At 44.7% G+C, this 26479-nt stretch carries 21 protein-coding genes and 2 tRNA genes; 21 read left to right on the top strand and 2 right to left on the bottom strand.

Annotated elements, in window-relative coordinates; all coding sequences use genetic code 11:
* Positions 1 to 2 precede the first annotated feature (2 nt).
* Positions 3 to 1082, bottom strand: a complete 1080-nt coding sequence (locus OCV99_RS08205) for a sensor histidine kinase (RefSeq protein WP_158369616.1) — start codon at positions 1080 to 1082, stop codon at positions 3 to 5.
* 122 nt (positions 1083 to 1204) lie between these two features.
* Between OCV99_RS08205 and OCV99_RS08200 the strand changes: the two genes are divergently transcribed.
* The 16 genes from OCV99_RS08200 to OCV99_RS08125 all read left to right on the top strand — a co-directional run bounded on the left by OCV99_RS08200 (position 1205) and on the right by OCV99_RS08125 (position 19380).
* Positions 1205 to 2134, top strand: a complete 930-nt coding sequence (locus OCV99_RS08200) for an ABC transporter ATP-binding protein (protein WP_158369614.1) — start codon at positions 1205 to 1207, stop codon at positions 2132 to 2134.
* A 12-nt stretch (positions 2135 to 2146) separates the two neighbouring features.
* Positions 2147 to 3271 carry an ABC transporter permease gene (locus OCV99_RS08195; protein WP_158369612.1) on the top strand — a complete coding sequence of 375 codons (1125 nt, stop codon included), beginning with the start codon at positions 2147 to 2149 and terminating at the stop codon, positions 3269 to 3271.
* A complete protein-coding gene (locus OCV99_RS08190; RefSeq protein ID WP_158369610.1) occupies positions 3258 to 4412 on the top strand; it encodes an ABC transporter permease in 1155 nt (384 codons plus the stop codon). The genes OCV99_RS08195 and OCV99_RS08190 overlap by 14 nt, the downstream gene beginning before the upstream one ends.
* Before the next feature lie 64 nt (positions 4413 to 4476).
* Positions 4477 to 5667 (top strand): iron-containing alcohol dehydrogenase, encoded by a 1191-nt coding sequence (locus tag OCV99_RS08185; protein WP_158369608.1) that lies wholly within the window; start codon positions 4477 to 4479, stop codon positions 5665 to 5667.
* 22 nt (positions 5668 to 5689) lie between these two features.
* Positions 5690 to 6640 carry an ornithine cyclodeaminase family protein gene (locus OCV99_RS08180; protein ID WP_158369606.1) on the top strand — a complete coding sequence of 317 codons (951 nt, stop codon included), beginning with the start codon at positions 5690 to 5692 and terminating at the stop codon, positions 6638 to 6640.
* 4 nt (positions 6641 to 6644) lie between these two features.
* Positions 6645 to 7019: a RidA family protein gene (locus OCV99_RS08175; RefSeq protein WP_158369604.1), complete on the top strand. Its 375-nt coding sequence runs from the start codon at positions 6645 to 6647 to the stop codon at positions 7017 to 7019.
* A gap of 43 nt (positions 7020 to 7062) precedes the next feature.
* On the top strand, positions 7063 to 7893 hold the full coding sequence (locus OCV99_RS08170) for an Mrp/NBP35 family ATP-binding protein (RefSeq protein ID WP_158369602.1): 831 nt from the start codon (positions 7063 to 7065) through the stop codon (positions 7891 to 7893).
* A 43-nt stretch (positions 7894 to 7936) separates the two neighbouring features.
* Positions 7937 to 8200 carry a hypothetical protein gene (locus OCV99_RS08165; RefSeq protein WP_158369600.1) on the top strand — a complete coding sequence of 88 codons (264 nt, stop codon included), beginning with the start codon at positions 7937 to 7939 and terminating at the stop codon, positions 8198 to 8200.
* Between the two features lie 222 nt (positions 8201 to 8422).
* Complete coding sequence (locus tag OCV99_RS08160) at positions 8423 to 9757, top strand: putative DNA modification/repair radical SAM protein (protein WP_158369598.1); 1335 nt, start codon at positions 8423 to 8425, stop codon at positions 9755 to 9757.
* The gene (locus tag OCV99_RS08155; protein WP_158369596.1) at positions 9729 to 10499 is read left to right on the top strand and encodes a TIGR03915 family putative DNA repair protein; all 771 of its coding nucleotides are present in this window, start codon (positions 9729 to 9731) and stop codon (positions 10497 to 10499) included. Before OCV99_RS08160 ends, OCV99_RS08155 begins: the two co-directional genes overlap by 29 nt.
* Before the next feature lie 13 nt (positions 10500 to 10512).
* A complete protein-coding gene (locus OCV99_RS08150; protein WP_158369594.1) occupies positions 10513 to 12870 on the top strand; it encodes an ATP-dependent DNA helicase in 2358 nt (785 codons plus the stop codon).
* Between the two features lie 87 nt (positions 12871 to 12957).
* On the top strand, positions 12958 to 13659 hold the full coding sequence (locus OCV99_RS08145; protein WP_158369592.1) for a TIGR01906 family membrane protein: 702 nt from the start codon (positions 12958 to 12960) through the stop codon (positions 13657 to 13659).
* An 84-nt stretch (positions 13660 to 13743) separates the two neighbouring features.
* Positions 13744 to 17544 carry a phosphoribosylformylglycinamidine synthase gene (locus OCV99_RS08140; RefSeq protein ID WP_158369591.1) on the top strand — a complete coding sequence of 1267 codons (3801 nt, stop codon included), beginning with the start codon at positions 13744 to 13746 and terminating at the stop codon, positions 17542 to 17544.
* 189 nt (positions 17545 to 17733) lie between these two features.
* Positions 17734 to 19068 carry an NADP-specific glutamate dehydrogenase gene (gene gdhA / locus OCV99_RS08135; RefSeq protein WP_158369590.1) on the top strand — a complete coding sequence of 445 codons (1335 nt, stop codon included), beginning with the start codon at positions 17734 to 17736 and terminating at the stop codon, positions 19066 to 19068.
* A 102-nt stretch (positions 19069 to 19170) separates the two neighbouring features.
* A tRNA-Val gene (locus OCV99_RS08130) sits at positions 19171 to 19243 on the top strand.
* A 63-nt stretch (positions 19244 to 19306) separates the two neighbouring features.
* Positions 19307 to 19380, top strand: a tRNA-Met gene (locus tag OCV99_RS08125).
* Between the two features lie 64 nt (positions 19381 to 19444).
* Here the strand turns inward: OCV99_RS08125 and OCV99_RS08120 are convergent.
* Complete coding sequence (locus OCV99_RS08120) at positions 19445 to 19798, bottom strand: YmaF family protein (protein WP_158369589.1); 354 nt, start codon at positions 19796 to 19798, stop codon at positions 19445 to 19447.
* A 145-nt stretch (positions 19799 to 19943) separates the two neighbouring features.
* Between OCV99_RS08120 and ispF the strand changes: the two genes are divergently transcribed.
* From ispF to OCV99_RS08095, 5 genes are all read left to right on the top strand, one after another.
* On the top strand, positions 19944 to 20504 hold the full coding sequence (gene ispF / locus OCV99_RS08115) for a 2-C-methyl-D-erythritol 2,4-cyclodiphosphate synthase (RefSeq protein WP_158369588.1): 561 nt from the start codon (positions 19944 to 19946) through the stop codon (positions 20502 to 20504).
* Position 20505: 1 nt separating this feature from the next.
* Positions 20506 to 21498: a GNAT family N-acetyltransferase gene (locus OCV99_RS08110; protein WP_158369587.1), complete on the top strand. Its 993-nt coding sequence runs from the start codon at positions 20506 to 20508 to the stop codon at positions 21496 to 21498.
* A gap of 385 nt (positions 21499 to 21883) precedes the next feature.
* Positions 21884 to 22771, top strand: a complete 888-nt coding sequence (locus OCV99_RS08105) for an Rpn family recombination-promoting nuclease/putative transposase (RefSeq protein ID WP_262575212.1) — start codon at positions 21884 to 21886, stop codon at positions 22769 to 22771.
* Positions 22772 to 22993: 222 nt separating this feature from the next.
* Positions 22994 to 26083 carry a LamG-like jellyroll fold domain-containing protein gene (locus OCV99_RS08100; protein ID WP_158369585.1) on the top strand — a complete coding sequence of 1030 codons (3090 nt, stop codon included), beginning with the start codon at positions 22994 to 22996 and terminating at the stop codon, positions 26081 to 26083.
* 15 nt (positions 26084 to 26098) lie between these two features.
* Positions 26099 to 26248 carry a hypothetical protein gene (locus OCV99_RS08095; protein ID WP_227192371.1) on the top strand — a complete coding sequence of 50 codons (150 nt, stop codon included), beginning with the start codon at positions 26099 to 26101 and terminating at the stop codon, positions 26246 to 26248.
* Positions 26249 to 26479 lie beyond the last annotated feature (231 nt).

Here is a 26479-nt window from a genome sequence, read left to right as displayed (position 1 = left end):
TTTTAGAGAGCCTCCTTTTTTGGTATGGTAATAAAGATGCGGAATCCGTTTTCTATCTGAATCTGCAGATTCCCATCCAGAGAATCTACACGGTCTTTTATATTAGTCAGCCCCATCCCTGTTCCGTCTGTCAGCTTAGAAGTTTTGATATCCGTACCATTATCCTCAATGATAAGCTGATAGAGTGCAGGATGTTCACGGACGAGGATGTGTACCCGGTCGGCGTTGCTGTGCTTTATGACATTGTTCAGGGCTTCTCTTATAATAGCAATAAAACCATATCTGACAGCTTGCGGTATTTGAAAACCCATATCGTACTCCATTACAGCGGGGCAGAAAGAAAAAGATTCTATAAGATTATCCAGAGTTTCCTTCAGGTTGACAGACTCATCGTGTAGATCGTGAACACTTTTCCTTATATCGGTCATGGCAGTGTTCAGAGTCTCTTCCAGTTGGGAGAGGAGAGGGGTTAAGCCTTCTTCTTTATTGATTGCTTTCGCTGCTCCGGTTAGCAGAATAGAGCGGGAAAGCATATGTCCGGTATTATCATGGATTTCTCTTGCAATTCGGTTGCGTTCCTTCAGAACAGCATTGTAGATTTCGTAATTTTGTTTTTCCAGCAGTGACTGGTTCTTCTGTTTCAACAAGAGATTCCGTTCTACAGAGTCGTCCCGCATTTTTTTAAATTCTGCGTCAAGCATCTCATACAGAGAAGTTTGGTGATCCAGCCAGAGTGTAATTGCGCTTCCCAGTATCAGGAAGGGCAGGAGACGCCATGGAGCGTGGTGGAAATGAAAAAGGCAGAATTCCACCACTAAGATAAGAGAGAGGAATAACTTGTCTTCTGCAAATCCGTACAGGATGACGGGAAAAAACAGAAGAAAAGTGGGGAAGAAGATAGCAAAGCTTATATAAAATGCAGCCAGTATAATGTGGAGGCTTCGCTGCCTGAAATAATACCCCAGAAAGGAATAGATGACGGCAGAAAGAAAGGCGGCAAGAAAGGCTGTATCTGCTTCCTGCAGTAATACAGCGCCCAGACAATATATAAGTAAAATGATTCTGTCGAGAATTCTGCTCATATGGCCCCCTCGTCGCCGGTTTTTATATGACAATTGTCATATGAAGTGCTGACACCTGACACTATCATTATAAGGCGGGAACGGTTATACTACAAGTGACAAATGTCAGAGAGGAGGATTTTATGGTTACAATTACGAATCTGGTGAAAAGATATGACGACCTGGTGGCGCTGGATCACCTGAATCTGGAGATAAAAGAAGGAGAGATTTATGGGCTTTTGGGGCCAAATGGTTCCGGAAAGACGACGGCAATTAACTGTATGCTGGCTCTTTTGAAATATGATAAAGGAAGCATTCAGATTATGGGGGAAGAAATGCGCCCGGACAGTTATGAAATTAAGAAGAATATTGGTGTGGTGATGCAAAATGTTGCCGTTTTTGAGCAGATGTCTGTCTGGGAAAATGTTGACTATTTTTGTGGATTGTACATAAAGGATAAAAAGAAGAGAAAAGCACTGACAGAAGAGGCGATTCAATTTGTGGGGCTGGAAGATTATAGAAAGAAGCGTCCGGGTAAATTGTCGGGCGGGCTTCTGAGACGGTTGAATATAGCCTGTGGTATCGTACACAAACCGAAATTAATTATTATGGATGAGCCGACGGTTGCGGTAGATCCACAGAGTAGGAATAAGATATTGGAAGGGATTCTGGAGCTGAACCGTCAGGGTTCTACCATTATCTATACTTCTCACTATATGGAAGAGGTGGAACAGATTTGTACCCGGATCTCAATCATGGATAAAGGAAGGGTTCTTGCTACGGGGACAAAAGAAGAGCTGAAAGGCATGATTAAAACCGGAGAGACGGTGACAATCGAGGCAATCGCCCTGGGAGACAAGGAACTTCAGGAGATAAAAGAGCTTCCCCATGTATTTGACATTTTCTATGAAGAGCAGATTTTGAAGATCCGTTTGAGCGGGGCAAAGCATAATCTGCTTAGAATCCTTCATTATCTGGAAGAAAAGGATATTGCATTTGGAAGAGTGTACTCGGAGCTTCCGACATTGAACGATGTTTTTCTGGAAATTACCGGGAAAGAACTGCGGGATTAGGAGGGGATACAGATGTTGCATTTGATAAAGTATCAATTCAGGCAGACCGTCAGGGAACATGTGACCATGTTCTGGGCGCTTGCTTTCCCGATTATTCTGGGGACACTGTTTTATATATCCTTTGGGAACAGTGATATGGGAGAAGATATGGATGTGATTGCAGTGGCGGTGGTGGAAGAGAACACTTCCGGCAGCGCACAAGCATTTCTCGCTTATCTGGATGCACTGGATGGAGATATTGTTGCATTGGAGCCTATGAGTAAGGACGATGCACTGGATGCTTTGAAGGCGGATGAGGTGGAAGGGATATTTTCCGTGGCAAAAGAACCGGAACTGATTGTGGCGAAGTCAGGGATTGAGCAGAGTATTCTGAAAGCACTTCTGGATACTTACCGGAAAAATACGGAAATAGCTCTGGCAGTCGGCGAGAAGCATCCGGAAGGCCTGGCGGATGCGATGGGAGAGCTGGAAGACTGGCGGGAGACGACGGAAGAAGTGAGCGTGGGCGGAAGGACGCTGAACCCGAACATCAGCTATTTCTTCGCGTTGATTGCCTATGCCTGCCTATCGGGAGCGTTCCTGGGAGTGAAGGGATGCCGTGACATCCAGGCGAATCTGTCAGCGTTGGGGGCAAGGAATTGCATTACGCCGACTCATAAAATGAAAATGCTGGTGAGTAATTTCCTGGTAATGTTTGGCATTCACTTTGTAAATATTATGATTCTGACAGTATACGTGAGGTTTGTCCTGGGAATTGATCTGGGCGGAAATCCCGGGGCGATTATATTGGTGAATCTGATGGGAAGCATGATCGGAGTATCTATGGGGATTTTGCTTGGATGCATCAACAGGGTATCGTTCAGTATGCGGATGGGCTTTTGCGTGCTGTTTACCTTGCTGCCGGGCTTTCTTGCGGGATTGATGTTTGGAGAGATGAAAAATATCATTGAGCAGCATTGTCCGCTTCTTAACCGTGTCAATCCGGCGGCGGTCCTGAGCGATTCTTATTATTGCATGGCGGTGTACAGCGATACCGGGCGGATGATGAGAAATCTTATAATTCTGGGATGTATGAGTGTGATTTTTGTACTTACTGCATTTCTGGTGACAAGGAGGGAAAGATATGACAGTATTTAAAGGATTTATGACGTTGGTAAAACGGAATATATTCACGTTCTTTCTCTATCTGGCTATTTTTATGACAATTTGTATTATGATACAGGTTCTGATCAGCGGTGAAGGAACGGTAAAGTTTGAAGAAGAAAGCCTTGAGATTGCTGTGATTGACCGGGATGGAGGAGAGCTTGCAAGAGGGCTTGCAAGTTATCTGGGTGGGAAGCATCATCTGACAGACATTGCGGATGACAAGAAAACCATCCAGGAAAATCTGTTTTACAGGAATATTTATTATGTGGTAACAATTCCAGAAAATTTTGAAGAAAAATGCCTGGAGGGGGAAGAAAAGCTAAAGACGACGAAGATTCCGGGAGCTTCCACTGCTTTTTATGTGGATCAGCAGATTGATACATTTTTAAACGATGTGAGAGTGTTGAAGGCAGCCGGATTTTCCACAGAGGAAGCAATAGCTGAAGTGGGTCGGATCGGAGAAATCAGTACGGACGTAACCTTGATTGATAAAAACGGACATGGCGGTCAGATGGCGCCCCATGCGTTTCTGTTTCAGTATCTTCCTTACATGATTCTTTCTGTATTGTGTTATATTATTGGTTTTGTTATGGTCGCTTACAGAAAGAAGGACGTGAGAAGGCGGATGCTCTGTTCGGCGGTCTCTCTTCGCAGCCAGAATGTGCAGCTTGTGGCAGCGTATCTGGTTATTGGCGCTGTACTCTGGATTATCTGTATGTGTATGCCGTTAGCCCTTTATGGAAAAGAATTTCTGCAGGATGGCAATCTGATTTACTATCTGCTTAATTCTTTTGTACTTACGCTGGTGTCTCTGGCGATTTCTTTCCTGATTGGCGTGCTGGTGGAGAAGGAAGAGGTTATTAACGGGGTGGTAAATGTCATTTCCTTGGGGATGAGTTTTACCTGTGGGGTGTTCGTATCTATGAGTGTTCTGGGAAAAGGGGTGCGGGCATTTGCACATTTTCTTCCCGTGTACTGGTATGAAATAGTAAATGAAATAATAGGAAGTAATGCAGAATTTACTGTGGCCCAGAAGACAACCATTTTTCAGGGAATCGGGATACAGCTTCTGTTTGCTGCGGCAATCCTGTCTGCAGGCCTTGCAGTCAGCAAATATAAAGAGCAGGAATAATTGAATTTGACACCTCCTTATGTTACAATACTTGATAAGTGTTGGATATAAGGAGGTTTGTTTTATGTATAATTTTACGCAGTATTCTCCGACAGAGATTGTGTTTGGAAGAGATACACAGAAGGAAGCCGGGAAGCTTGTGAAGAAGTGGGGCGGAAACCGTGTGCTGCTGGTATATGGCGGAGGCAGTGTGGTAAGGAGCGGTCTTCTTGATACAATAAAGAAGGAACTGGAAGGGCAGCAGGTTTCCTATACGGAGCTTGCGGGCGTGAAGCCGAATCCCAGGCTTTCACTTGCGCGGGAAGGCGTTAAGAAGGCAATTGCATTTCAGGCTGACATGATATTAGCAGTGGGCGGAGGAAGTGTTATTGACACGGCAAAGGCAGTCGCGCATGGCGCGGCGAATCCGGACAAGGATATCTGGGACGTATTCTGGATGCAGAAAGAACCGGTGACAAAGTCCCTTCCGGTAGGAGTGGTTCTTACGATTGCGGCTGCAGGAAGTGAGACCAGTGATTCTGCGGTTCTTACTAATGAGGAGACGGGCAGGAAGCAGGGGATTAGTACAGATTTTAACAGGCCCAAATTTGCAATTATGAATCCGGAGCTGGCGGCTACTCTTCCAAAATATCAGGTAGCATGTGGTCTTGTGGATATTATGATGCACACGCTGGAGCGGTATTTTACGCCGATATCCCAGGGAAATCAGATGACGGATGAGATTGCGGAAGGGCTTTTAAGGACGGTAATTGCCAATGGACCGAAAGCTTATGAGAATCCTGCAGATTATGATGCCATGAGTGAGATTATGTGGTGCGGAAGCTTATCCCACAATGGAATTACAGGACTTGGCAGACCGAAGGATTTCCTGAATCATAAGTTGGGACATGAGCTTGGCGCGAGATTTGACGAAGCTCATGGGGCGACCCTTTCCGCTGTGTGGGGAAGCTGGGCGCGCTACGTCTATAAGCTGGATGTGGAGAGATTTGCCCGTTACGGAGAGAAAGTATGGGGAATTCGAGAAGAAGAAAAAGAAGCGGCGGCGCTTCAGGCTATTGCCCGGACAGAAGAGTTCTTCAGGTCCCTGGGAATGCCGGTCTGCCTTGGACAGATGAAGATAGGGGTACAGCCGGATTCCGTACTGCGTGAGCTTGCTGACAGCGCCACGAAGGGAGATACGGTTCGCCTGGGTTCTTTTAAGAAAATGAATGCACAGGATATGTATGAGATTTATAAGGCGGCGAACCATGCATAAGGAGGAAAAGGAGGCGTCCGGAATGATTGTTTTAAGTAAAGAAGAGATTGCGGCTTTGGCAGAGCCGGACGAGATGATGGATGTGATTGAAGAAGCCTATCGGATTTTCGGGGCCGGGGCATATTTTATGCCGCCAAGACCGGTGGTGGAACATGAGAACAAGACTCTGATGTATATGCCGTGTTACACGAAAAACATAATTGGAACGAAGATTTTGAGCATTTTCCCTGAAAATTCTAAATTAGGGCTTCCATCTATTGATGGAGTCGTCCTTTTGAATGATTATGCTACAGGTGCTCCGGTGGCGGTTCTGGACGGACAGGCAGTTACAGCATGGAGAACCGGAGCAGTAGGCGGTGTGGGAATCCGTCACCTGTCACGGAAGGACTGCCATACGGTTGGAATCGTGGGAGCAGGGGTACAGGGCTTCTATCAGGCGGTTTATGCCTGCGCGGCGAGAGAGATTCATACCGTGTATGTGTTTAATCACAGTGACAGAGATCTTACCGATTATCTGAAGCGGTTAAAAGAAGCGATTGCAGACCCGAAGGTGGAAGTAGTACAATGTAAGAAGATAGAGGAGCTTGTGAAGGCAAGTGACATTATCTGCACAGCAACACCTTCCGCAGAGCCGGTACTTCCTGATGACAGAGAGCTTCTTACGGGCAAATGTATCATTGCTATCGGTTCTTATACTCCCCAGATGCGGGAGATCCCCGATGCTGTCTGGGATCTGGTTGATAATGTGTACATAGAACTTCCCTATGCATGTGAGGAGAGCGGGGATTTGAGTCAGCCGATTGCTGCGGGAAGGCTGACACAGGATCGGATCGTTTTAATGGATCAGTTTTTAAGTTCCGGGGCGGATGAAGAAGAGATTACAAAGAAAACCACCTATTTTAAATCGGTAGGGATGGGACTCTTTGATGTGTGTGTTGCACAGAAATTATTAGAAAAGGCAAAGGAGAGATAGAAGTATGAAGGTAGTAGCAACAGAGAAAGCACCAAAGGCATTGGGACCATATTCACAGGGGTATATCCACAATGGGATTTTATATTCAGCAGGACAGATTGCCATTAATCCGGCAACGGATGCCATTGAAGCAGATACTATTGAGGGACAGACGGAGCAAGTATGCAAGAACTTAGGAGAGATCCTGAAGGCGGCAGGGACAGATTTTGAACACGTACTGAAAACCACTTGTTTTGTGGCTGATATGGGGGATTTTGCGGCATTTAATGAAGTGTATGCGAAGTACTTTACTTCCAAACCGGCCAGAAGCTGTGTCGCAGTCAAGACATTGCCAAAGAACGTGCTTTGCGAAGTAGAATTGATTGCAGTTGTTGAATAAGAAGAACATTTTTTAATCAGGATGGAAAAGAGGTTGTATAATTATGGAAGAACAGCAGCAGGGATGTTCCCCATCTGACTGCGCCGGATGTGCGCATGCAGATTCATGTGGGAGTAAGCCGGAAGATATGAAGGAACCGGCAAATCCATTTTCTCATATTAATAAGGTGATTGCCGTTGTCAGCGGGAAAGGCGGCGTAGGGAAATCTATGGTGACTGCGTCGTTTGCGCGGATGATGCGGGAGCAGGGATTAGCAGTGGGGATTCTGGATGCGGATATTACAGGACCGTCTATTCCAAAGATGTATGGATTACATGAGAGTGCGAAAGGAAGCGAGGGAGGTATCTTTCCCTGCGAGGCGAAAGACGGAACCAGGATTATGTCTGTCAATCTTCTGCTGGAGCATGAATCTGATCCGGTCATCTGGAGAGGACCGGTTATAGCGGGGGTTGTGAAGCAGTTCTGGACAGATGTTATGTGGGGAGAACTGGACTACCTTTTTGTTGATATGCCTCCGGGAACCGGAGATGTACCGCTTACTGTATTCCAGTCTCTTCCGGTGGATGGGGTGGTGATTGTCACTTCTCCGCAGGATTTGGTGCAGATGATTGTAGAGAAAGCATATAACATGGCAGAAAAAATGAACATTCCGGTGCTTGGTATTGTGGAGAATTACAGTTATCTGGAATGTCCGGATTGTGGAAAGAAGATTTCCGTATTTGGAGAAAGCCACATCGATGAGATCGCTGCCAGATTGAATATCCCAGTACTTGGCAAGATGCCTATCGATCCGAAACTTGCAGGAGTTGTAGAAGAGGAGAAGGCTTATGAGCTGGATAATCCATATCTACGGGATGCGGTGAACAAGCTTTGATCCGGTATCCCGGAAAATGAGGCGGCGGCACGGAGGTGAGATTATGATTACAATTTTTAACCGTAAGGAACTGATTACTGTATATAGTATGCAGTCTCAGGCTAAGATGCGGGACATCCTTACAGAAAATGGAATTGATTATAAGATAAGAGTGGTGAACCGTAAGAGTCCGTCGCCGATGGCGGCAGGATCGCGCGCACATACGGGGACTTTCGGAGAGAACCTTGCAATGGAATATGAATATATTTTTTATGTGAAACGGGAAGATGTTGCCAGAGCTTCCCATCTTGTTTCCAGAATCCGGTAGGAATGGCCGGAAGGCAAGATGCGGAGAGATGCAGATCGGCAGCCTGTAAATAGATGCTCAGTTCCTGGAGCGTGGCTGTGGGTCTGCCGGTATTTTTATGATATAGGAATAGAGGGAGTTCGAGGCGGACTTGTCCGCTTTGTTCCGATAAGGTATTGACAGGAAGAACATGTGTTTGTATAATGTAAAAAAGAACAAATGTTCATGCGACGGAGGTGCCTTATGAGATTACAGGAATCAATGACAGTCTATGAAAAGCTGAATATTTTAACAGATGCAGCGAAGTATGATGTGGCTTGTACTTCCAGCGGTACGGAACGTAAGAGTGACGGAACCGGTATCGGGAGCTGTCAGCAGTCGGGAATCTGTCACAGTTTCTCGGCGGATGGAAGATGCATCTCTTTGCTTAAGATTCTGTTTACGAATGAATGTGTCTATGACTGTAAGTATTGTATTAACCGCCGGAGTAATGATGTGAAAAGGGCATCCTTTACGCCGGATGAGATCTGTAATCTTACCATGGAATTTTATCGCAGAAATTATATAGAGGGGCTTTTTCTTAGCTCAGGGGTTCTGAAGAGCCCGGATTATACGATGGAGCTTTTGTATGCGGCCTTGTACAAATTACGTGTAGAGTATCATTTCCAGGGGTACATTCATGTGAAGGCAATTCCGGGAGCCAGCAGAGAGCTGGTTTACAGGCTGGGGCTTCTGGCAGACAGGATGAGCGTGAACTTAGAGCTTCCTACGGCAGAGGGACTTAAGCTTCTGGCGCCCCACAAGACCCGGAAGACGATTCTGGAACCGATGCGTCTGGTACAGAATAGGATGGAAGAGAATAAGCAAGAGATAGCTCTGTACCGGAATGCACCCAGATTTGTTCCGGCAGGACAGAGTACGCAGATGATTATTGGAGCTACACCAGAGACAGATTATCAGATTATCAATGTGGCGGAGGCGCTCTATCAGAAGTTTGGACTTAAGAGGGTATTTTATTCTGCTTTTATCCATGTGAATGAGGATAAGAATCTTCCGGCAAGGACGGACGAGGGACCGCCGCTTCTCAGAGAGCACAGGCTCTATCAGGCGGACTGGCTGCTCCGTTATTATCATTTTGAGGCGAAGGAGCTTCTTTCGGAAGAGAATCCTAATTTTAATATCTTGCTGGATCCCAAGTGCAATTGGGCGCTTCGGAATCTTGAAGTATTTCCGGTGGAAGTGAACCGTGCCAGTTATGAGATGCTGCTTCGCGTTCCGGGGCTGGGATATAAGTCTGCTATGCGGATTGTGAAGGCAAGACGGCTGGGAACGCTGGATTTTCCGGATCTTAAGAAGATGGGCGTGGTATTGAAGCGCGCCATGTATTTTCTGACCTGTAATGGGAGAATGCTGTATCCTGTAAAGATGGAGGAAGATTATATTACGCGTAATCTTCTGAATACAAAGGAACGGCTGCCGCAAGGCGTGGCGGGAATGACATACAGGCAGTTATCTTTGTTCGATGATGTAAAGTTTGGAGGTGGGCTGCATGAGAAAGATGTATATCTGCACGGATAGTGTTACCGGAATTTTCTCGGCAGTCTATGAGGCATGGAAGTCGGGAAGAGATTCGGATACCTGCGGGATTGTCTTTCGTGGAAAGGTAGAGCAGGAATTGTTTTGCGAGTACTGCGAGATAGAAGAAAGCGAAAGAAAAGCACTGGCTGTGGAGAAGATGATTCTCCGGCATTTGGGAGAGAGAGCCTATTGGGATATCTATCATGCGGCTCTTTCGGAGCGTGAAGAGAAAGGAAATGCTATATTAGGGGCGATGCTGGAAGCAAGAAGGATTCCCGACAGTACGAAGATTATGGATCATCTGAGCCATCCAATGGTGGAGAAGGTATTTGAGATGAGCAGAAGCGTGGACGGAGAGGCACACCAGTTAAAGGGATTTCTACGCTTTCGGGAATTGGAGGGAGGAATCCTGTTTGCAGAGATTACGCCAAAGAACCGGGTTCTTACCTGCCTTGCTCCTCATTTTTCGGACCGGCTGCCTACAGAGAATTGGATGATATATGACAAAAACCACCGGGAGATAGCGCTTCATGAAGCAGGCAAAAGGTGGGTTCTGGCGTCTGATGATACGTTAGATTTTGAGAAGACGAGGAATATATCAGAGGCGGAGCGGCATTTTTCAGAGCTTTGGAAGGGCTTTTGCCGGACGATTTCCATAGAAGAAAGATCGAATCCCAGGTGTCAGAGGCAGCATCTGCCACTTTGGTATAGAGTGAATATGACAGAATTTGATGCATCCTGACGGAGGGAGGAAGATGGAGAAGCAGCTGATTAGGATTTCCGTCCGCAATTTGGTAGAATTTATATTGCGGAGCGGAGATATAGACAACCGGGTAGCGACGATGGATAAAGATGCCATGCAGCTTGGAGCGAAACTGCACCGTAAGATTCAGAGGCAGATGGGGGCGGACTACCATGCGGAAGTGACATTGAAGCGGGTGATTCCTTTTGAAGAGTTCGATATACAGGTGGAAGGCCGGGCAGACGGCGTGATCGATGGTGAGGACGGTGTCTGGATTGACGAGATTAAAGGGGTTTTTAAGGAGCTTGACAGCCTGAAGGAGCCGATAGCCGTTCATTTGGCTCAGGCGAAGTGTTACGCTTGCATTTACGCTGAGAAGCAGGGGCTTGCACAGATTGGAGTGCAGATGACGTACTGTAATATGGAGACAGAAGAAGTGCGCCGTTTCCGGGAAGAGTACCAGACTCACGAGCTGGAAGAATGGTTTTTGGAATTGGTGGCGAGATATGAGAAGTGGGCGCATTTTCAGGCGGAATGGAAGAAGATTCGGGATGTTTCTATAAAAAAGATTGTGTTTCCCTATGAATACAGAGAAGGTCAGAAGAAACTGGCGGCTTCTGTGTATCGTACAATTATGCGAAGAAAAAAGCTCTTTATCCAGGCACCGACCGGTGTGGGGAAGACGATGGCTGCCGTCTTTCCTTCCGTGAAAGCAGTTGGAGAAGGATTGGGAGAGAAACTCTTTTATCTTACGGCTAAGACAATAACCAGGACGGTGGCAGAGCAGGCGTTTGGGATTCTTGCCGAGAGAGGGTTAGAGTATAAAGTCATTACGTTGACGGCGAAGGAGAAAATCTGTTTTTGTGAAAAGACAGATTGTAACCCGGACTATTGCCCCTATGCAAAAGGACATTTTGACAGAGTGAATGATGCGGTGTTTGAATTGATTACAACACAGAAGAAAATCAGCCGTCCTGTGCTGGAGGCACAGGCTGAGAAGTGGAAAGTCTGCCCTTTTGAATTGGGACTTGATACGGCGCAATGGGTGGATGCTGTTATCTGTGATTATAATTATGTATTCGATCCGAATGCCCATTTGAAGCGCTTTTTTGGAGAAGGTGTGAAAGGGGAGTATTTGTTTTTAATTGATGAGGCTCATAATCTGGTGGAGCGCGGGCGCAAGATGTATAGCGCAAGCCTGTATAAAGAGGATGTCCTGCATGTGAGAAGGCTGGTGAAGCACATGGATGGCAGGCTTGCGGGAAGATTGGACGAGTGTAATAAGCAGCTTCTGGAGCTTAAGCGGGAGTGCGATGGGATTCAGGTGCTAAACAGCGCGACACATATTTATCTGAAGCTTTTGCAGGTTATAGCAGAGCTGGAACGCTTCCTGGAAGAGTACAAGGATGAGGCGGTAAGAGAGGAAGTGCTGAATCTGTACTTTACGGTAAGGAATTTTGTGAGTGTATACGAACATTTGGATGAGAATTATCTTATTTATTGTGAGTTGGAAAAAGACGGAAGATTTCAGATCCGTCTGTTTTGCGTAAATCCGGCTGTGAACCTGAAAGAGTACCTGGAAAAAGGAAACAGTACGATATTCTTTTCTGCCACCTTGCTGCCGATTCATTATTATAAACAACTTCTCAGTACCGAGAAAGATGATTATGCCGTATATGCGGAGTCGGTATTTCCACCGGATAACAGGCTCCTGGTATTGGGGACAGATGTCAGCACCAAATATACACTGCGGGGAGAAAAGATGTATCGGCGCTATGCAGAATACTTGCTTACGGCGGCCTTGGCGAAGAAGGGAAATTATATGGCATTTTTTCCTTCTTACAGATTCATGGAAGAGGTCTATACCGTGTTTGCAGAGATGGTAGAAGACAGGGGAGCGTGTGTGGATTGCCTGATACAGGCTCCTTATATGTCAGAGGAAGCAAGAGAAATCTTTCTGGAGAGCTTTGAAGAAGCGAGGGAAGGGAGCCTGATGGGGTTTTGCGTAATGGGCGGTATTTTTTCAGAAGGAATTGACTTGTCAGAGGATAAGCTGATTGGTGCGGCAATTGTGGGAACCGGTCTTCCCCAGGTATGCAGGGAGAGGGAACTTTTGAAGGATTATTTTGACGCAAGGGGCGTAAGAGGATTTGATTATGCTTATGTATATCCGGGAATGAACAAGGTGCAGCAGTCTGCGGGACGGGTAATCCGGACTGAGGAAGACAGAGGGATTATCCTGCTTTTAGATGAAAGATTCAGAGAACCCGGGTATCAGGAGACCTTTCCGCGGGAGTGGAAGGACATCCGACAATGTACGATTTCCAGTGTGGGAGCGATGCTCCGGGAATTTTGGGAAGGCAATCTTTAGGTATTATTTATAAAAAAGAGTGATTATCACAAACTCCTGTGTTAAAATAATAATCGGATAAATATTAGCAGAGGTGAATGTTGTAGGATGAAGAAGTTTGAAAAGGTAATGGCGGCGGCAGCAATGATTTTTCTGATTATTGCACTTTTGCTTACCAGTTTCCAGGTGGCAATTTATGGAGATTCTGAATATAGATTCTATGAGAGAGAATATGAAAAATATGGAGTGACGGAAGCGTTAGGGATGGAGATGTCTGACGTGATGGATGTTACGGACAAGATGATGGCATATCTGATTGGCCAGAGGGAAGAATTGTCTGTGATAACAACGGTGGAAGGAAAAGAACAGGATTTTTTTAATGAACAGGACAGGCTGCATATGGCAGATGTGAAGAATCTGTTCCTTGGCGGTCTGAAATTGCGGTGGATACTGCTTGGTGGTTCTGTACTTCTTTTTCTGATTCTTGCATTTCGGAAAGTGAATTTAGGAGAGGCGCTTCCAAGAGCCTATTTCCAGGCGCTGGGCATTTGCGGGGGTCTGACGGTAGTGATGGGAGTTTTATTTGCATCAGATTTTAATAAGTATTTTACGATTTTCCATGAAATCTTTTTTACAAATGATTTATGGCTGTTTGACCCGGAGACGGATTATATGATCCGAATGTTGCCGGAAGGCTTCTTTTATGATATGGTTATGCGGATAGGAGCATGTTTTGTGGGAGGGCTTATCCTACTGGCTGCCGTCTTTTTCCTATGGGGGAAAAAGACAAAAAATAGGCATAACGCATAAAAGAATTGCAAGATATTGCTTTCACTAATGGCACGGGCGTGCTATTATGAGATAAAGATTAAAAAAATAAGTGGAGGAAGTTTTATGAACGGTGTAAAACGAGTATATGTTGAGAAAAAACCGGAGTTTGCAGTACAGGCGAAGGATCTGAGGCATGAAATCAGAGGATATCTGGGAATTAAGACACTGGATAATGTCCGTATTTTGATTCGTTATGATGTGGAGAATCTTTCTGATGATACTTTTGAGAAAGCATGTAATGGAATTTTCAGTGAGCCTCCTGTTGATGTATTATATAAAGAGGAGTTCCCGATAGAGGAAGGAAACAGGGTGTTTTCTGTAGAATTTCTTCCGGGACAGTTTGACCAGCGTGCTGATTCGGCTGTACAGTGTGTGCAGTTTATTAAAGAGGACGAAAAGCCGGTAATCAAGACAGCTACAACCTACGTTGTGGAAGGAGAGATTACGGATGAAGAATTTGAGGCGATTAAGAATCATTGCATTAATCCGGTAGATTCCCGTGAGACAGGAATGGAGAAACCGGAGACTTTGGTAACGGTATTTGACGAGCCTGCGGATGTTATGATTTTCGATGGATTTAAGGATATGGCTGAAGATGTGCTGAAGGAACTGTATGATTCCCTTGGCCTTGCTATGACATTTAAAGACTTCCTTCATATTCAGAAGTATTTTAAGGAAGAGGAAGACAGAGATCCGTCTATGACAGAGATCCGGGTATTGGATACTTACTGGTCAGATCATTGTCGCCACACCACTTTTTCAACGGAGCTTAAGGAAGTGACGTTTGGTGAGGGAGATTATAGAGCTGTGATTGAAGGAACCTATCAGCAGTATCTGGCAGATCACAGTGAGATTTTTAAAGGCAGGGAGGATAAGTTCGTCTGCCTGATGGATCTGGCTTTGATGGCAATGAGAAAGTTAAAAAAGGAAGGAAAGCTTGATGACCAGGAAGAGTCTGATGAAATCAATGCCTGCAGTATTGTCGTACCGGTAACGGTGGATGGCGTGGAAGAAGAGTGGCTTGTGAACTTTAAAAATGAGACGCATAACCACCCGACGGAGATTGAACCTTTCGGCGGCGCTGCTACCTGTCTTGGAGGCGCAATCCGTGATCCGCTGTCAGGACGTACTTATGTATACCAGGCAATGCGTGTGACCGGCGCTGCAGACCCGACCGTGTCAGTAAAAGATACGATGAAGGGAAAGCTTCCGCAGAAGAAGCTTGTCCGGGAAGCTGCCCATGGCTACAGCTCCTATGGAAATCAGATCGGGCTTGCAACCGGGGCTGTAAAGGAAATTTATCATCCCAATTATGTTGCGAAACGTATGGAGATTGGTGCGGTTATGGGTGCTGCCCCGAGAAGAGCGGTTATCCGTGAGACGTCTGATCCGGGGGATATTATTATTCTCCTTGGCGGACGTACCGGGCGTGACGGCTGCGGCGGCGCTACAGGTTCTTCTAAGGTGCATACAGAAGAATCCATTGAGACCTGCGGAGCAGAGGTTCAGAAGGGAAATCCGCCTACAGAGCGTAAGATACAACGGCTTTTCCGCAGAGAAGAAGTAAGCCGTTTGATTAAGAAATGTAATGACTTCGGCGCAGGCGGCGTGTCCGTTGCAATCGGTGAGCTGGCAGCCGGGCTGAAAGTTGATCTGGATAAGGTGCCGAAGAAGTATGCAGGTCTTGACGGAACAGAGATTGCCATTTCTGAGTCTCAGGAGCGTATGGCAGTTGTTGTTGACCCCAAAGATGTGGAAGAGTTTATGGGATATGCCAAGGAAGAGAATCTGGAGGCGGTAGAGGTTGCGGTTGTAACAGAAAGTCCAAGGCTGGTTCTTTCCTGGAGGGGCAAAGAAATCGTGAATCTGTCCCGTGCATTTCTGGATACCAATGGCGCCCATCAGGAAACTGCCGTTGCGGTAGATATTCCGAATAAGGCTGACAGTATTCTGACGGATAAAGTGGAAGTAGATGACGTAAAAGAGAAATGGCTGGATACGCTGCGTGATCTGAATGTGTGCTCGCAGAAAGGACTTGTTGAGATGTTCGATGGTTCCATCGGAGCAGGTTCTGTATTCATGCCGCATGGCGGAAAGTACCAGATGACAGAGACGCAGGCGATGGTTGCGAAGCTTCCGGTGCTTACAGGGGATTGCGATACGGTGACGATGATGAGTTACGGATTCGATCCGTATTTGTCAAGCTGGAGTCCATACCATGGAGCTGTGTATGCAGTGACAGAATCTGTGGCAAAGATTGTAGCTGCCGGCGGCGATTATAAGAAGATTCGCTTTACCTTCCAGGAATATTTCCGGCGCATGACAGAAGACCCGCACAGATGGAGCCATCCGGTTACTGCACTTTTGGGAGCTTACAGTGCACAGCTTGGATTTGGTCTGCCGTCTATTGGCGGTAAGGACAGTATGTCGGGAACTTTTGAAGATATTGACGTTCCGCCTACCTTGGTATCCTTTGCCGTTGATGTGGCGAAAGAAAAAGATATTATTACACCGGAGCTTAAAAAAGCAGGGAATAAACTGGTATGGCTTAGAATTGATACAGATGAGAATGATTTGCCGGATTACGGGAAGGTTATGGAGCAGTACGGCAAGTTTTCAGATGATATTCACAGCGGCAGGATCGTATCAGCATATGTACCGGATCGCCACGGCGTGATTGCTGCTGTAAGCAAGATGGCATTTGGAAATGGCATGGGTGTAAAGATTGAACATAATATGGATCCGAGAGAGTTGTTTGCTCCGGCGTTTGGTGATTTGATTGCGGAAGTCCCGGCGGATAAGGTGGGCGAGCTTCGTATCACCTATACGGTAATCGGAGAAGTGACCGATAATGGTGTATTTGCATATGGTAATACAGTGATTGCTCTTGATGAAGCGGTGGATGCATGGAAAGAAACTCTTGAGAAGGTGTTTAAGACGAATTCCGGTGCCCAGGACGGACCGACAGCGTTTTTTGTTGCGGGAAAAGAGACAGAAGAGGGCGGATTGGAAGAAGATGGATGCTTCCATGCAAAGAAGGTTCATATCTGCAGCCATAAGATTGCACAGCCGACCGTCTTTATTCCGGTATTCCCGGGAACAAACTGCGAATATGACAGTAAGAAGGCATTTGAGCGCGCCGGTGCGAAGGTAATTACGAAAGTGTTTAAGAATATGGACGCAGCAGATATTGTTGATTCTGTCGGTGTATTTGAGAAGGCTATTAACGAGTCTCAGATTATTATGTTCCCGGGCGGATTCAGTGCTGGCGATGAGCCGGACGGTTCTGCTAAGTTCTTTGCAACTGCTTTCCAGAATGCAAAGATTAAGGAGGCGGTACAGAAGCTTTTGAATGAACGCGACGGACTGGCACTGGGTATCTGTAATGGATTCCAGGCGCTTGTGAAGCTTGGGCTGGTGCCGAATGGAGCAATCACGGGACAGACAGCAGATTCGCCGACATTGACGTACAATACCATCGGACGCCATATTTCCAAGATGGTATATACAAAGGTTGTTACAAATAAATCTCCATGGCTCCAGATGGCAGAGCTTGGCGGCGTATATACGAATCCGGCGTCTCATGGAGAAGGGCGGTTTGTTGCGAGCAATGAGTGGATTGGCAGATTGTTTGCAAATGGACAGGTTGCTACCCAATATTGTGATCCGGAAGGAAACATCAGTATGGATGAAGAGTGGAATGTCAACGGATCCTATTATGCAATCGAAGGTATTACAAGCCCGGATGGCCGTGTACTTGGTAAGATGGCGCATTCTGAGAGAAGAGGGCGTTCTGTGGCAATTAACATTTATGGCGAACAGGATATGAAAATATTTGAGTCAGGCGTTGCATATTTTAAATAAAAAAAGTCAAGAAAATAGAACAAAATAGATATGAATGCAGGAAAACGAAAAAAAGTTGCAAAAAATTAAAAAAATGTCTTGTGTTTTATGCCATATTACTTTAATATGGTAAAGGACAAAGGCGTCAAAACAGAGTGGGCTCCAGAGTCTGCTCTGTTTTTAATTTTTTGTATCAAGGAGGAAAAAACTATGTCATATGTTGATGAGGTCATTCAGAGGGTTGTTGAAAAGAATCCGGCAGAACCGGAATTCCATCAGGCAGTAAAGGAAGTACTGGAATCACTGCGGGTAGTTGTAGAAGCAAATGAAGAAAAATTCAGAAAAGAAGCATTGCTTGAGAGACTGGTTGAGCCGGAAAGACAGATTAAGTTCCGTGTACCGTGGGTAGATGATAAAGGACAGGTACAGGTAAATACCGGTTACCGTGTACAGTTTAACAGTGCAATCGGACCATACAAGGGAGGATTACGTCTTCACCCATCTGTAAACCTTGGTATTATTAAATTCCTCGGTTTTGAACAGATTTTCAAGAATTCCTTAACAGGTCTGCCAATCGGCGGCGGCAAGGGTGGTTCTGACTTTGACCCGAAGGGTAAATCTGACAGAGAGGTTATGGCATTCTGCCAGAGCTTTATGACAGAGTTGTGCAAATATATTGGTGCGGATACTGATGTACCGGCTGGTGATATTGGAACAGGTGCAAGAGAGATCGGCTATATGTTCGGACAGTATAAGAGAATCCGCGGAGTCTATGAAGGCGTGCTGACCGGAAAGGGATTAAGCTATGGCGGATCTCTGGCAAGAACAGAGGCTACCGGTTACGGTCTTCTTTATCTGACACAGGAAATGCTGAAGCTGAATGGAATTGATATTGCAGGTAAGACTGTAGCAGTATCCGGTTCTGGTAATGTTGCGATTTATGCGACACAGAAAGCACAGCAGATGGGAGCTAAGGTTGTGACGGTCAGCGATTCTAACGGCTGGGTATATGATCCGGAAGGAATTGATGTTGCAGCGTTAAAGGAAATCAAAGAAGTAAAACGTGCAAGACTGACAGAGTATAAGAATTATCGCCCGAATTCAGAATATCATGAAGGAAGAGGAGTTTGGTCTGTAAAAGTTGACATTGCTCTTCCATGTGCTACACAGAATGAACTGTTATTAGATGATGCAAAGGCGCTGGTTGCTAACGGATGTATTGCTGTTGCAGAAGGAGCTAACATGCCTACCACCATGGAAGCTACCGAATACCTGCAGCAGAACGGTGTATTATTTGCACCTGGCAAAGCTGCGAATGCAGGCGGTGTTGCTACATCTGCTTTGGAAATGTCCCAGAATAGCGAACGTCTCAGCTGGACATTCGAGGAAGTGGATGGCAAGCTGAAGGATATCATGGTAAATATCTGCCACAATATGACAGACGCTGCTAAGAGATATGGCGCAGAAGGCAATTATGTTGTAGGCGCAAATATCGCAGGATTTGAGAAGGTAGTAGATGCAATGACTGCACAGGGAATTGTATAAGCGTGAAAAAAAGTGGTGAAAAAAAGCAAAAAAACTATTGACATTTGTTCAGGTTGGTAGTATGATAGACGAGTGGGTTGCGGAAAAGCAACCCACAAGACTGGGATCTTAGCTCAGCTGGGAGAGCATCTGCCTTACAAGCAGAGGGTCACAGGTTCGAGCCCTGTAGGTCCCATTTTGTAACAGATTTGCTGTTACAATGGTTTCAAATTACAGAATGTGATGGAAAACCGAATATGGCGGGATAGCTCAGTTGGCTAGAGCACACGGTTCATACCCGTGGTGTCGCTGGTTCAAATCCAGTTCCCGCTACTTGAGAATGAGAGACAGATAACTGTCTCTCATTTTTAGTATAACGAAAAATCTAACGATTCCGTTATTTGCATTTAAAATCAATCGGGCTGTCAATCAATGTTGCTGCCTGAAATTCGTGTTTGTGATTATCTTCTTTCTCGGTACAGTCTTTGATGAAATGCACATGCTTGCCGCCGCCTACATCAATTGCACCGGAGGTTTTTCCGCAAAATTCGTGGAAGTGTTCATCTGTGAAGTCGGTGCGGAACTTTACTTCGTGAAAATGGTCGTTTTTCCCCGGTATATAGATAGCTTCACCGGTTACGGTACAGAATCTGTGATTGTGGCAGTCATTACATTCTTCAAAAATCCCGGTGCTGCCTGTTAATTCGTGGACATGTTTTTGTTTATTACAATTATTTTGATTATTATACATGAAATATTTCCTTTTTTCTTTTAGCATATGCTGTGGAGGGCAAGACGTGCGGTGAAAAAGGATTGGGTGTTGCGTTTGTTTTTTGTATATCTTATACTAAATAAATAATAATAAAAGAAAACCAGGCGGAAAAGGAGGACAGGTGATGCGTGTTGGCATGGGATATGATGTTCATAGATTGACTGAAGACAGAGATTTGATTTTGGGTGGGGTGAAAATTCCTTATGAGAAAGGACTTCTGGGACATTCCGATGCGGATGTGCTGCTGCATGCAATTATGGATGCACTGCTGGGGGCGGCGGCGCTTGGCGATATCGGGAAGCATTTTCCGGATACGGATCCACAGTATAAAGGGATTTCCAGTATGAAGCTTTTGGAACATGTAGGAAGATTGATTGACAATGAGTTATATGTGATTGGAAATATAGATGCGACGATTATTGCCCAGCGCCCGAAAATGGCGCCGTATATTGAGAAAATGCGGGAAAATGTGGCAACGGCGCTTCATATCGAAAAGAATCAGATAAATATTAAGGCGACGACAGAGGAAGGGCTTGGATTTACCGGGACAGGAGAAGGGATTTCGGCTCAGGCGGTGGTATGCCTTGAGACGATTGCAAATTACAGTTATGCAGTCGGAGTGGATGAGCAGAGCAAGTGCGCAGGCTGCTGCGGCTGCCCGCATACAGATGGGGAGGCAGAGTAATATGCATATCAGAAAGTTGGCGGAAATGGAACACGGGAAAACTCGCTCTCTGTATGAAGAGGTATTTTCAGAAGACAGTTCGTCTTTCATTGATTATTATTATTCTGAAAAGACGAAGGATAACACGATATTTGTTGTGGAGGAGGACGGAGGTATCCAGGCAATGCTTCATCTCAATCCCTATACATTGATGGTAAATGGAAGAAAGGAACCATCCCACTACATTGTGGCAGTTGCAACCAGAGAAAAGTACCGGAAGAGAGGATATATGGCAGGGCTTCTGAAAGAATCCTTGCGTTCTATGTATAAAGAAGGTGAACCTTTTACGTTCTTGATGCCTGCAAGCGAAAGCATTTATACACCTTATGGATTTCGGACGGTGTATGAACAGGAGCACAGGTATTTGACAAAAACAGAATGCAGCGGCGATGGAATAAGGCTTGCGGAGGAAAAAGATTGTGAGGCTCTTGCAGCATTTGCAGAACATGCATTGGCGGGGCGCGCGAAGGTCTATGCAGAGCGGACGCCCGCATATTATAGAAGGCTTTTGAAAGAATACAGAAGTGACGGCGGAAACTTGGCAATTATAGAAGAAGATGGAAAGATATGTGATCTGCGTCCGATAGTAACAGAAGCGGAAAATGAAAAGCCTAAAATTATGGTTCGGATTGTGTATTTAAAACGGTTGCTGCAGATTCTTGAGCTGCGTTGCCTGATGGCGGCATGTTTCCACGTGACAGACCCGCTTATAGAGGAAAATAACAAATGTTTCTTGCTGACAGGCACAGAATTTTCCGGAGTCATGCTGATGGAGGGAAAACCCGAAAACAGCGAAGGCGTATTGACGGTAGAGGCATTGGGCAGCCTGATATTCGGAAGTAAGACAGTGGAAGAAATTGCCGCAGAAGAGGGAGTATCCATGACAGAAAGGTTAAAGGGGGAACTTGAGAAAATTGTGCCGCTTTCACCTATTTATCTGAATGAAATTGTGTAAAGGGGTTGGAACATCGAATAAAAAATCGTAGAGTAAGCAGCTCTACGATTTTTTTTGCAAGAACAATTAGTTTAAGTTTAAAACAAAATGCTTGTCAATAAATGCTCAAAAAAAAGCAATTATTTACTACAAATTAGTCAATTTATGATATATTTCTATCATTTCTTAGAAAAAGCAGCGTTTATTTATGTCTCCTCCTTTTTTCGTTTTTGCTATTTACATTTACGGTAACAGCTGATACAATGTATCTAACTTGCAACAAAATATGTAATCTATTCTCGTTGCATTCTTTATTTTCTATTTGGTCTTAGGCGTTTCGCCGCATTGTCCAAATATAGTTACTTAATTTCTTAAATATTTACAAATGAAAGAAAGGACTGACTCTATGCCTGATACTAATTATCAACTACTGCTACATGATGAAATTAACTGGGACGAAGTAAGCGGACCTATTGGCATTCCTCTGACGAATGATTATCTGTTCCGTGCGCTGCTCCAAAGGAACAACCAGGTTCTGAAATCACTGCTTTGCTCCCTTCTGCATCTGAATATTTCCGATGTCCATTCGGTCACTATCACCAATCCCATCGAATTAGGTAAAACGATTACCGACAAGGAATTTATTTTGGATATTCGGATTGAACTGAACCGGAATACTGTCATCAACCTTGAGATGCAGGTCGCCAACGAAGGAAACTGGCCTGAGCGTTCGCTTTGCTACCTCTGCCGTGCCTTTGATAACCTAAACAGCGGGGATGATTATACTGCCGTCAAACCCGCAATCCATATCGGCATCCTGGATTTTACACTTTTTGAGGATTCTCCCGAATTCTACGCTACTTATCGGATAATGAACGAAAAAACCAGACGTATTTATAGTGACAAACTGCGTCTTTCTGTGCTAGACTTAAGTTGTATCAATCTGGCAACGGAAGAGGACATGCAGTATGGAATCGATCACTGGGCAAGCCTCTTCAAAGCTACCACATGGGAGGAATTAAAAATGCTTGCAAAATCGGATAAATATTTACAGGACGCTGTTGACTCCGTTTATGTCCTGACACAGGACGAAAAGATCCGCCAGCAGTGTGAGGCAAGGGAAGACTACCGACGCCGCACAGCTGGCCGGGAGAGAATGCTGAAAGAAGCGTTGGAGGAAAAAGAGAAATTAGCTGCCGAGAAGCAGCAATTAACTTCTGAAAAACAGCAATTATCGGAAGAAAATCAACGTCTCGTTCAATTGCTTCTTGAAAATGGAATTAAAACAAATTAACAATCTTAAAGGAAGGGAAGATGAAATATTTCAAATTCATTTTCCCTTCTTTTTTCTGTCTCTTTTATTCCAATATTATTACATTTTTTGCTGAACCACCAAATGTTTCGTAGAGCTGCTTACTCTACGAGTATTATTGCGTAAATATGAAAAGGAGGGTAGCGAAGAGAAAATGATATTTATGTAGCAAAGCAAAACAATATTGTAGAAAAGGAGATTATTATGAGGAAGTGGAAAAAAGGCTGCGCAGGGCTTCTGACAGCAGCAATGGCGATCGGCATGGTTGCTCCGGGTGCGGTAAAGACAGTGGACGCGGCGAATACGGTAGTCGATGAATTGATACCGAAGTGGCAATATGATTTCGAAGGTAATCTTGAGGAAACTGATAGTGAAATAGAGGCAACAGCGAAGCAGGATCATCTGAGTTCTGATTATACGGGAGAGATCCAATATGTTACTGGAAGAGATGGCGCAGGGCAGGCTGTATATCTGGATGGAAGCTATGGACTGGATTTGAATTTGCCATCCGAAGGAAGAACTGCCGATTATACGATTTCTTTTTGGGCTAACCCACAGGCAGATATGGGATGGGCAGATTCATTGATTAACTGGGGAGTACGAGCTACTGGAAATAATGACAACTGGATTTCTCTTGCAGGCAATGGTATATGGAGCGCTATCAACAATCAGAATAATAATATGGTTGGCTATACCAGAGTAAATAATGAATGGCAGCAGTATATCATATCTGTTCAGGGAAATACAGCTTCTATTTACAGAAATGGAATGCTTGATTGTACACAGACGGTAAGTGAAACCGCTTTTACAAATTTGGATAGTACAATGTGTCTGGGTATCAATGCTTGGGATACTAATGCCAATTGTCAATTTGATGAAGTAAAGATTTACGATGTAGCGGTAGATGCAACGCAGGCTGAGCTTTTATATAAGGGTGGCAGTGCGATTACAACAGAGACACAGTATATAAGAATTGGAAAAACAATTGAACTGGATACGGTTAATGTGGCGGCACTTTCTGACTGTACAGTGAACTGGGTATCTGATAATTCTGATATCGCAACGGTTGAAGATGGCATAGTGACAGGTAAGAGCAAAGGAACTGCGACGATTACCGCAAATTGGATAAGAGAAGGTCGGGTTGTAGCAAGTGACAGTATTGCTGTAAATGTTCTTCAGGAAAAGGGACAATTAATTGCAGATTTTACTTTTGATGATGCTGATGAGGGTCTTAAAGGTGCAGGCGCTGTTGCAACTCCAGTTGGAGATGTGGCGTTTGCAGATGAGAATGGCGGAACAGTTTTAGATATGCGAAGTGGTAATGTATATCTGGACGTTAAAAAAGAGGATGGCAGCAGCCTTTTGACTGGTTGTGAGGAGTTAACAGTCTCTTATGATAGAAATAATGTGACGGATGGTCATAATTGGGTGCTTTACGCCACATCAGAAGGCACTACATCATATGTCGGAATAAAAGATTTTATAAATGGCTGGATAGATACATTCCGGGGACCGAACGTGGCTTCTAATGCTTATGGAGGAACGGGATGGCATCATGTTGATGTCGTTTTTGCGGAAGATGGAATACGGATTTATGCTGACAGTGTGTTGGTGAATGAGTATCCTAATAAAACAGAGAGTTTGACTGGCATATTAAAGGAGGACAGTAAACTCTGGATTGGTAGATCAGATTGGGGCGATGGTGAGTATTTTAAAGGATATTTGGATAACTTTAAAATCTACAATTACGCTCTGACAGCTGAGGAAGTTGCGGATGAATTTGCAGGTAAAGAGGAGGCTGACAAGACAGCCCTTCAGGCAGCAGTTGACAGCGCAATTGCAGATACAGATGCGGACAAGTACACAGAAGCAAGTTGGGCGGTATATACTGCGGCGCTTGCAGATGCAAAAGCTATACTTGCAGATGCAGATGCAACGCAGGAAAATGTGGATGCAGCGGTAGCGGCACTTGGACAGGCAACAGAAGCGCTGGTAACTAAAGAAGCGGAACTTGAGTCAATTAAAGCAGCAGCGATTGAAGAATTGAACAGCTATGCAAATGCAGATGATTATCGCGAGGATGAGAAAGCAACACTTCAAGTAGCAATTGCAGGCGGGACAAAGGCAATTCAGGCTGCAACGACAGCAGAAGAAGTAACTAAGGCTCTTACAGATGCGAAAGAGGTCATTGATGGTATTCCAACAGATGCAGCCCTGGCAGAGAAAGAGTTTAACGAGGCAATGGAAAATGCTTATACTGTCTTGGAAAGTTATAAAGCTGATGTTATATATCTAACCGAACAGCAGCAGGAGTATGATGCTATAATCAGTGATGCATATGAAGCAATTGAAGGCATGAGCAGTGCAGAAGAAATTAATCAATATATTGCCAGTGTCAAAGCACAGATTGATGCACTTCCGACAGCAGAAGAGTTGACTGTGACAAAGGTTACGATTAATGAAGGTTCTGAGATGGCATTGGAAGAAGGAGCTGACGCTGTACTTACGGCTGTAGTTGAAGCCGGTGAAAAGGCAGATAAGACAGTTAACTGGTCTTCAAGCGATGATTCTATTGTATCCGTTGCTCAGGATGGAAAAATTACCGCTAATAGTGTTGGAGAGGCAGTAATAACTGCAAGTGTGAAAGAAAATGCTGATTCTGATAACAACATTACTGCAAAGATTACGATTACAGTTGAGGCTAAGAAATATACAGTCAGCATTAATAATGCTGGTACCATTGAAGAAATCGGAAGATATGAAGCTCTGGATCTTGTGAAGGTAACAGCGCCGGAAGCACCGGAAGGTCAGAAATTTGTATATTGGAAGACGGACAAGGATAAAATTGTTTGTTATGCAGCAAACTATAGTTTCTATGTAATGGAAGATGTAACATTGATTCCGGTTTATGCAGAGGCAGAAACAGAAGTAGAAGAACAGGTTACGCTTTTATGTACATCTACATATAACAAAAATACTAATAAAATGTCCTTTACAGCAAAGCGTTCACTTCCGGCGGGATATAAAGTAGTAAGCCATGGTGTGATTATTACAGATAGTAAAGGCTGGAGTGCTTTTGAAAGCAATGAAAAAGAGCTGTTTGTGATTGGCGCAAGCAGGACGATGAAAGCAACAGCTAAGACAACAGGACTGCAGGGTACTTATGTAGCAAGCAGAACATGCACAGCAACAGACACTTGGTATGGAAAGGCATTTTTAATTTATCTTGATAAAAATGGAGAAGAGCATACCGTTTATAGCGATGTTACAAGTTGTCAGGCAATTGTAAAATAAGTAAGGAGTGATAAAATGGCTAAAGTGAAAGAGTTTTATGCTGATCCGAAAATGGAAGTAATTCGGTTTGAGGTAGAAGATATTATACTTACTTCGGGTACGGATGATTATGATGAAGGTGGAGATGGGGATTGGGAATCCTCTGGAGACGGTTGGGATTCATAATCCTCGGTTTTTGAAATTCTGCGAAATTGCGAAGGCATTACTGGCTTTTGAAGGCGGTAATGCCTTCACTTAGTAAAGGGAAAAGAGGAGTGTAATGATGAAGAAAACGAAAAAATGCATTATTATATTATTCATTATCCTTCTGCTTGGAATCTGCATAGCGGTTGGGTTCGGATTGGCGAGGAAAAAGGGAGCGGATAGTGCGACGACAGATGGGGCACAGGAAAAAAT

This window comes from Dorea acetigenes (genome assembly GCF_025567385.1).
Taxonomy (GTDB): domain Bacteria; phylum Bacillota; class Clostridia; order Lachnospirales; family Lachnospiraceae; genus Claveliimonas; species Claveliimonas acetigenes.
The sequence above is the reverse complement of the archived record's forward strand: the minus strand, read 5'-3'. Positions and strand labels throughout refer to the sequence as shown.

Coding starts and splice junctions, on each gene's coding strand:
- OCV99_RS08120 (WP_158369589.1), bottom strand. CDS start 19,798: ATGTATAATAATCAAAATAATTGTAATAAACAAAAACATGTCCACGAA.
- OCV99_RS08160 (WP_158369598.1), top strand. CDS start 8,423: ATGAGATTACAGGAATCAATGACAGTCTATGAAAAGCTGAATATTTTA.
- OCV99_RS08095 (WP_227192371.1), top strand. CDS start 26,099: ATGGCTAAAGTGAAAGAGTTTTATGCTGATCCGAAAATGGAAGTAATT.
- OCV99_RS08175 (WP_158369604.1), top strand. CDS start 6,645: ATGAAGGTAGTAGCAACAGAGAAAGCACCAAAGGCATTGGGACCATAT.
- OCV99_RS08150 (WP_158369594.1), top strand. CDS start 10,513: ATGGAGAAGCAGCTGATTAGGATTTCCGTCCGCAATTTGGTAGAATTT.
- OCV99_RS08170 (WP_158369602.1), top strand. CDS start 7,063: ATGGAAGAACAGCAGCAGGGATGTTCCCCATCTGACTGCGCCGGATGT.
- OCV99_RS08140 (WP_158369591.1), top strand. CDS start 13,744: ATGAACGGTGTAAAACGAGTATATGTTGAGAAAAAACCGGAGTTTGCA.
- OCV99_RS08200 (WP_158369614.1), top strand. CDS start 1,205: ATGGTTACAATTACGAATCTGGTGAAAAGATATGACGACCTGGTGGCG.
- OCV99_RS08195 (WP_158369612.1), top strand. CDS start 2,147: ATGTTGCATTTGATAAAGTATCAATTCAGGCAGACCGTCAGGGAACAT.
- ispF (WP_158369588.1), top strand. CDS start 19,944: ATGCGTGTTGGCATGGGATATGATGTTCATAGATTGACTGAAGACAGA.
- OCV99_RS08165 (WP_158369600.1), top strand. CDS start 7,937: ATGATTACAATTTTTAACCGTAAGGAACTGATTACTGTATATAGTATG.
- OCV99_RS08110 (WP_158369587.1), top strand. CDS start 20,506: ATGCATATCAGAAAGTTGGCGGAAATGGAACACGGGAAAACTCGCTCT.
- OCV99_RS08100 (WP_158369585.1), top strand. CDS start 22,994: ATGAGGAAGTGGAAAAAAGGCTGCGCAGGGCTTCTGACAGCAGCAATG.
- OCV99_RS08180 (WP_158369606.1), top strand. CDS start 5,690: ATGATTGTTTTAAGTAAAGAAGAGATTGCGGCTTTGGCAGAGCCGGAC.
- gdhA (WP_158369590.1), top strand. CDS start 17,734: ATGTCATATGTTGATGAGGTCATTCAGAGGGTTGTTGAAAAGAATCCG.
- OCV99_RS08190 (WP_158369610.1), top strand. CDS start 3,258: ATGACAGTATTTAAAGGATTTATGACGTTGGTAAAACGGAATATATTC.
- OCV99_RS08185 (WP_158369608.1), top strand. CDS start 4,477: ATGTATAATTTTACGCAGTATTCTCCGACAGAGATTGTGTTTGGAAGA.
- OCV99_RS08105 (WP_262575212.1), top strand. CDS start 21,884: ATGCCTGATACTAATTATCAACTACTGCTACATGATGAAATTAACTGG.
- OCV99_RS08155 (WP_158369596.1), top strand. CDS start 9,729: ATGAGAAAGATGTATATCTGCACGGATAGTGTTACCGGAATTTTCTCG.
- OCV99_RS08205 (WP_158369616.1), bottom strand. CDS start 1,082: ATGAGCAGAATTCTCGACAGAATCATTTTACTTATATATTGTCTGGGC.
- OCV99_RS08145 (WP_158369592.1), top strand. CDS start 12,958: ATGAAGAAGTTTGAAAAGGTAATGGCGGCGGCAGCAATGATTTTTCTG.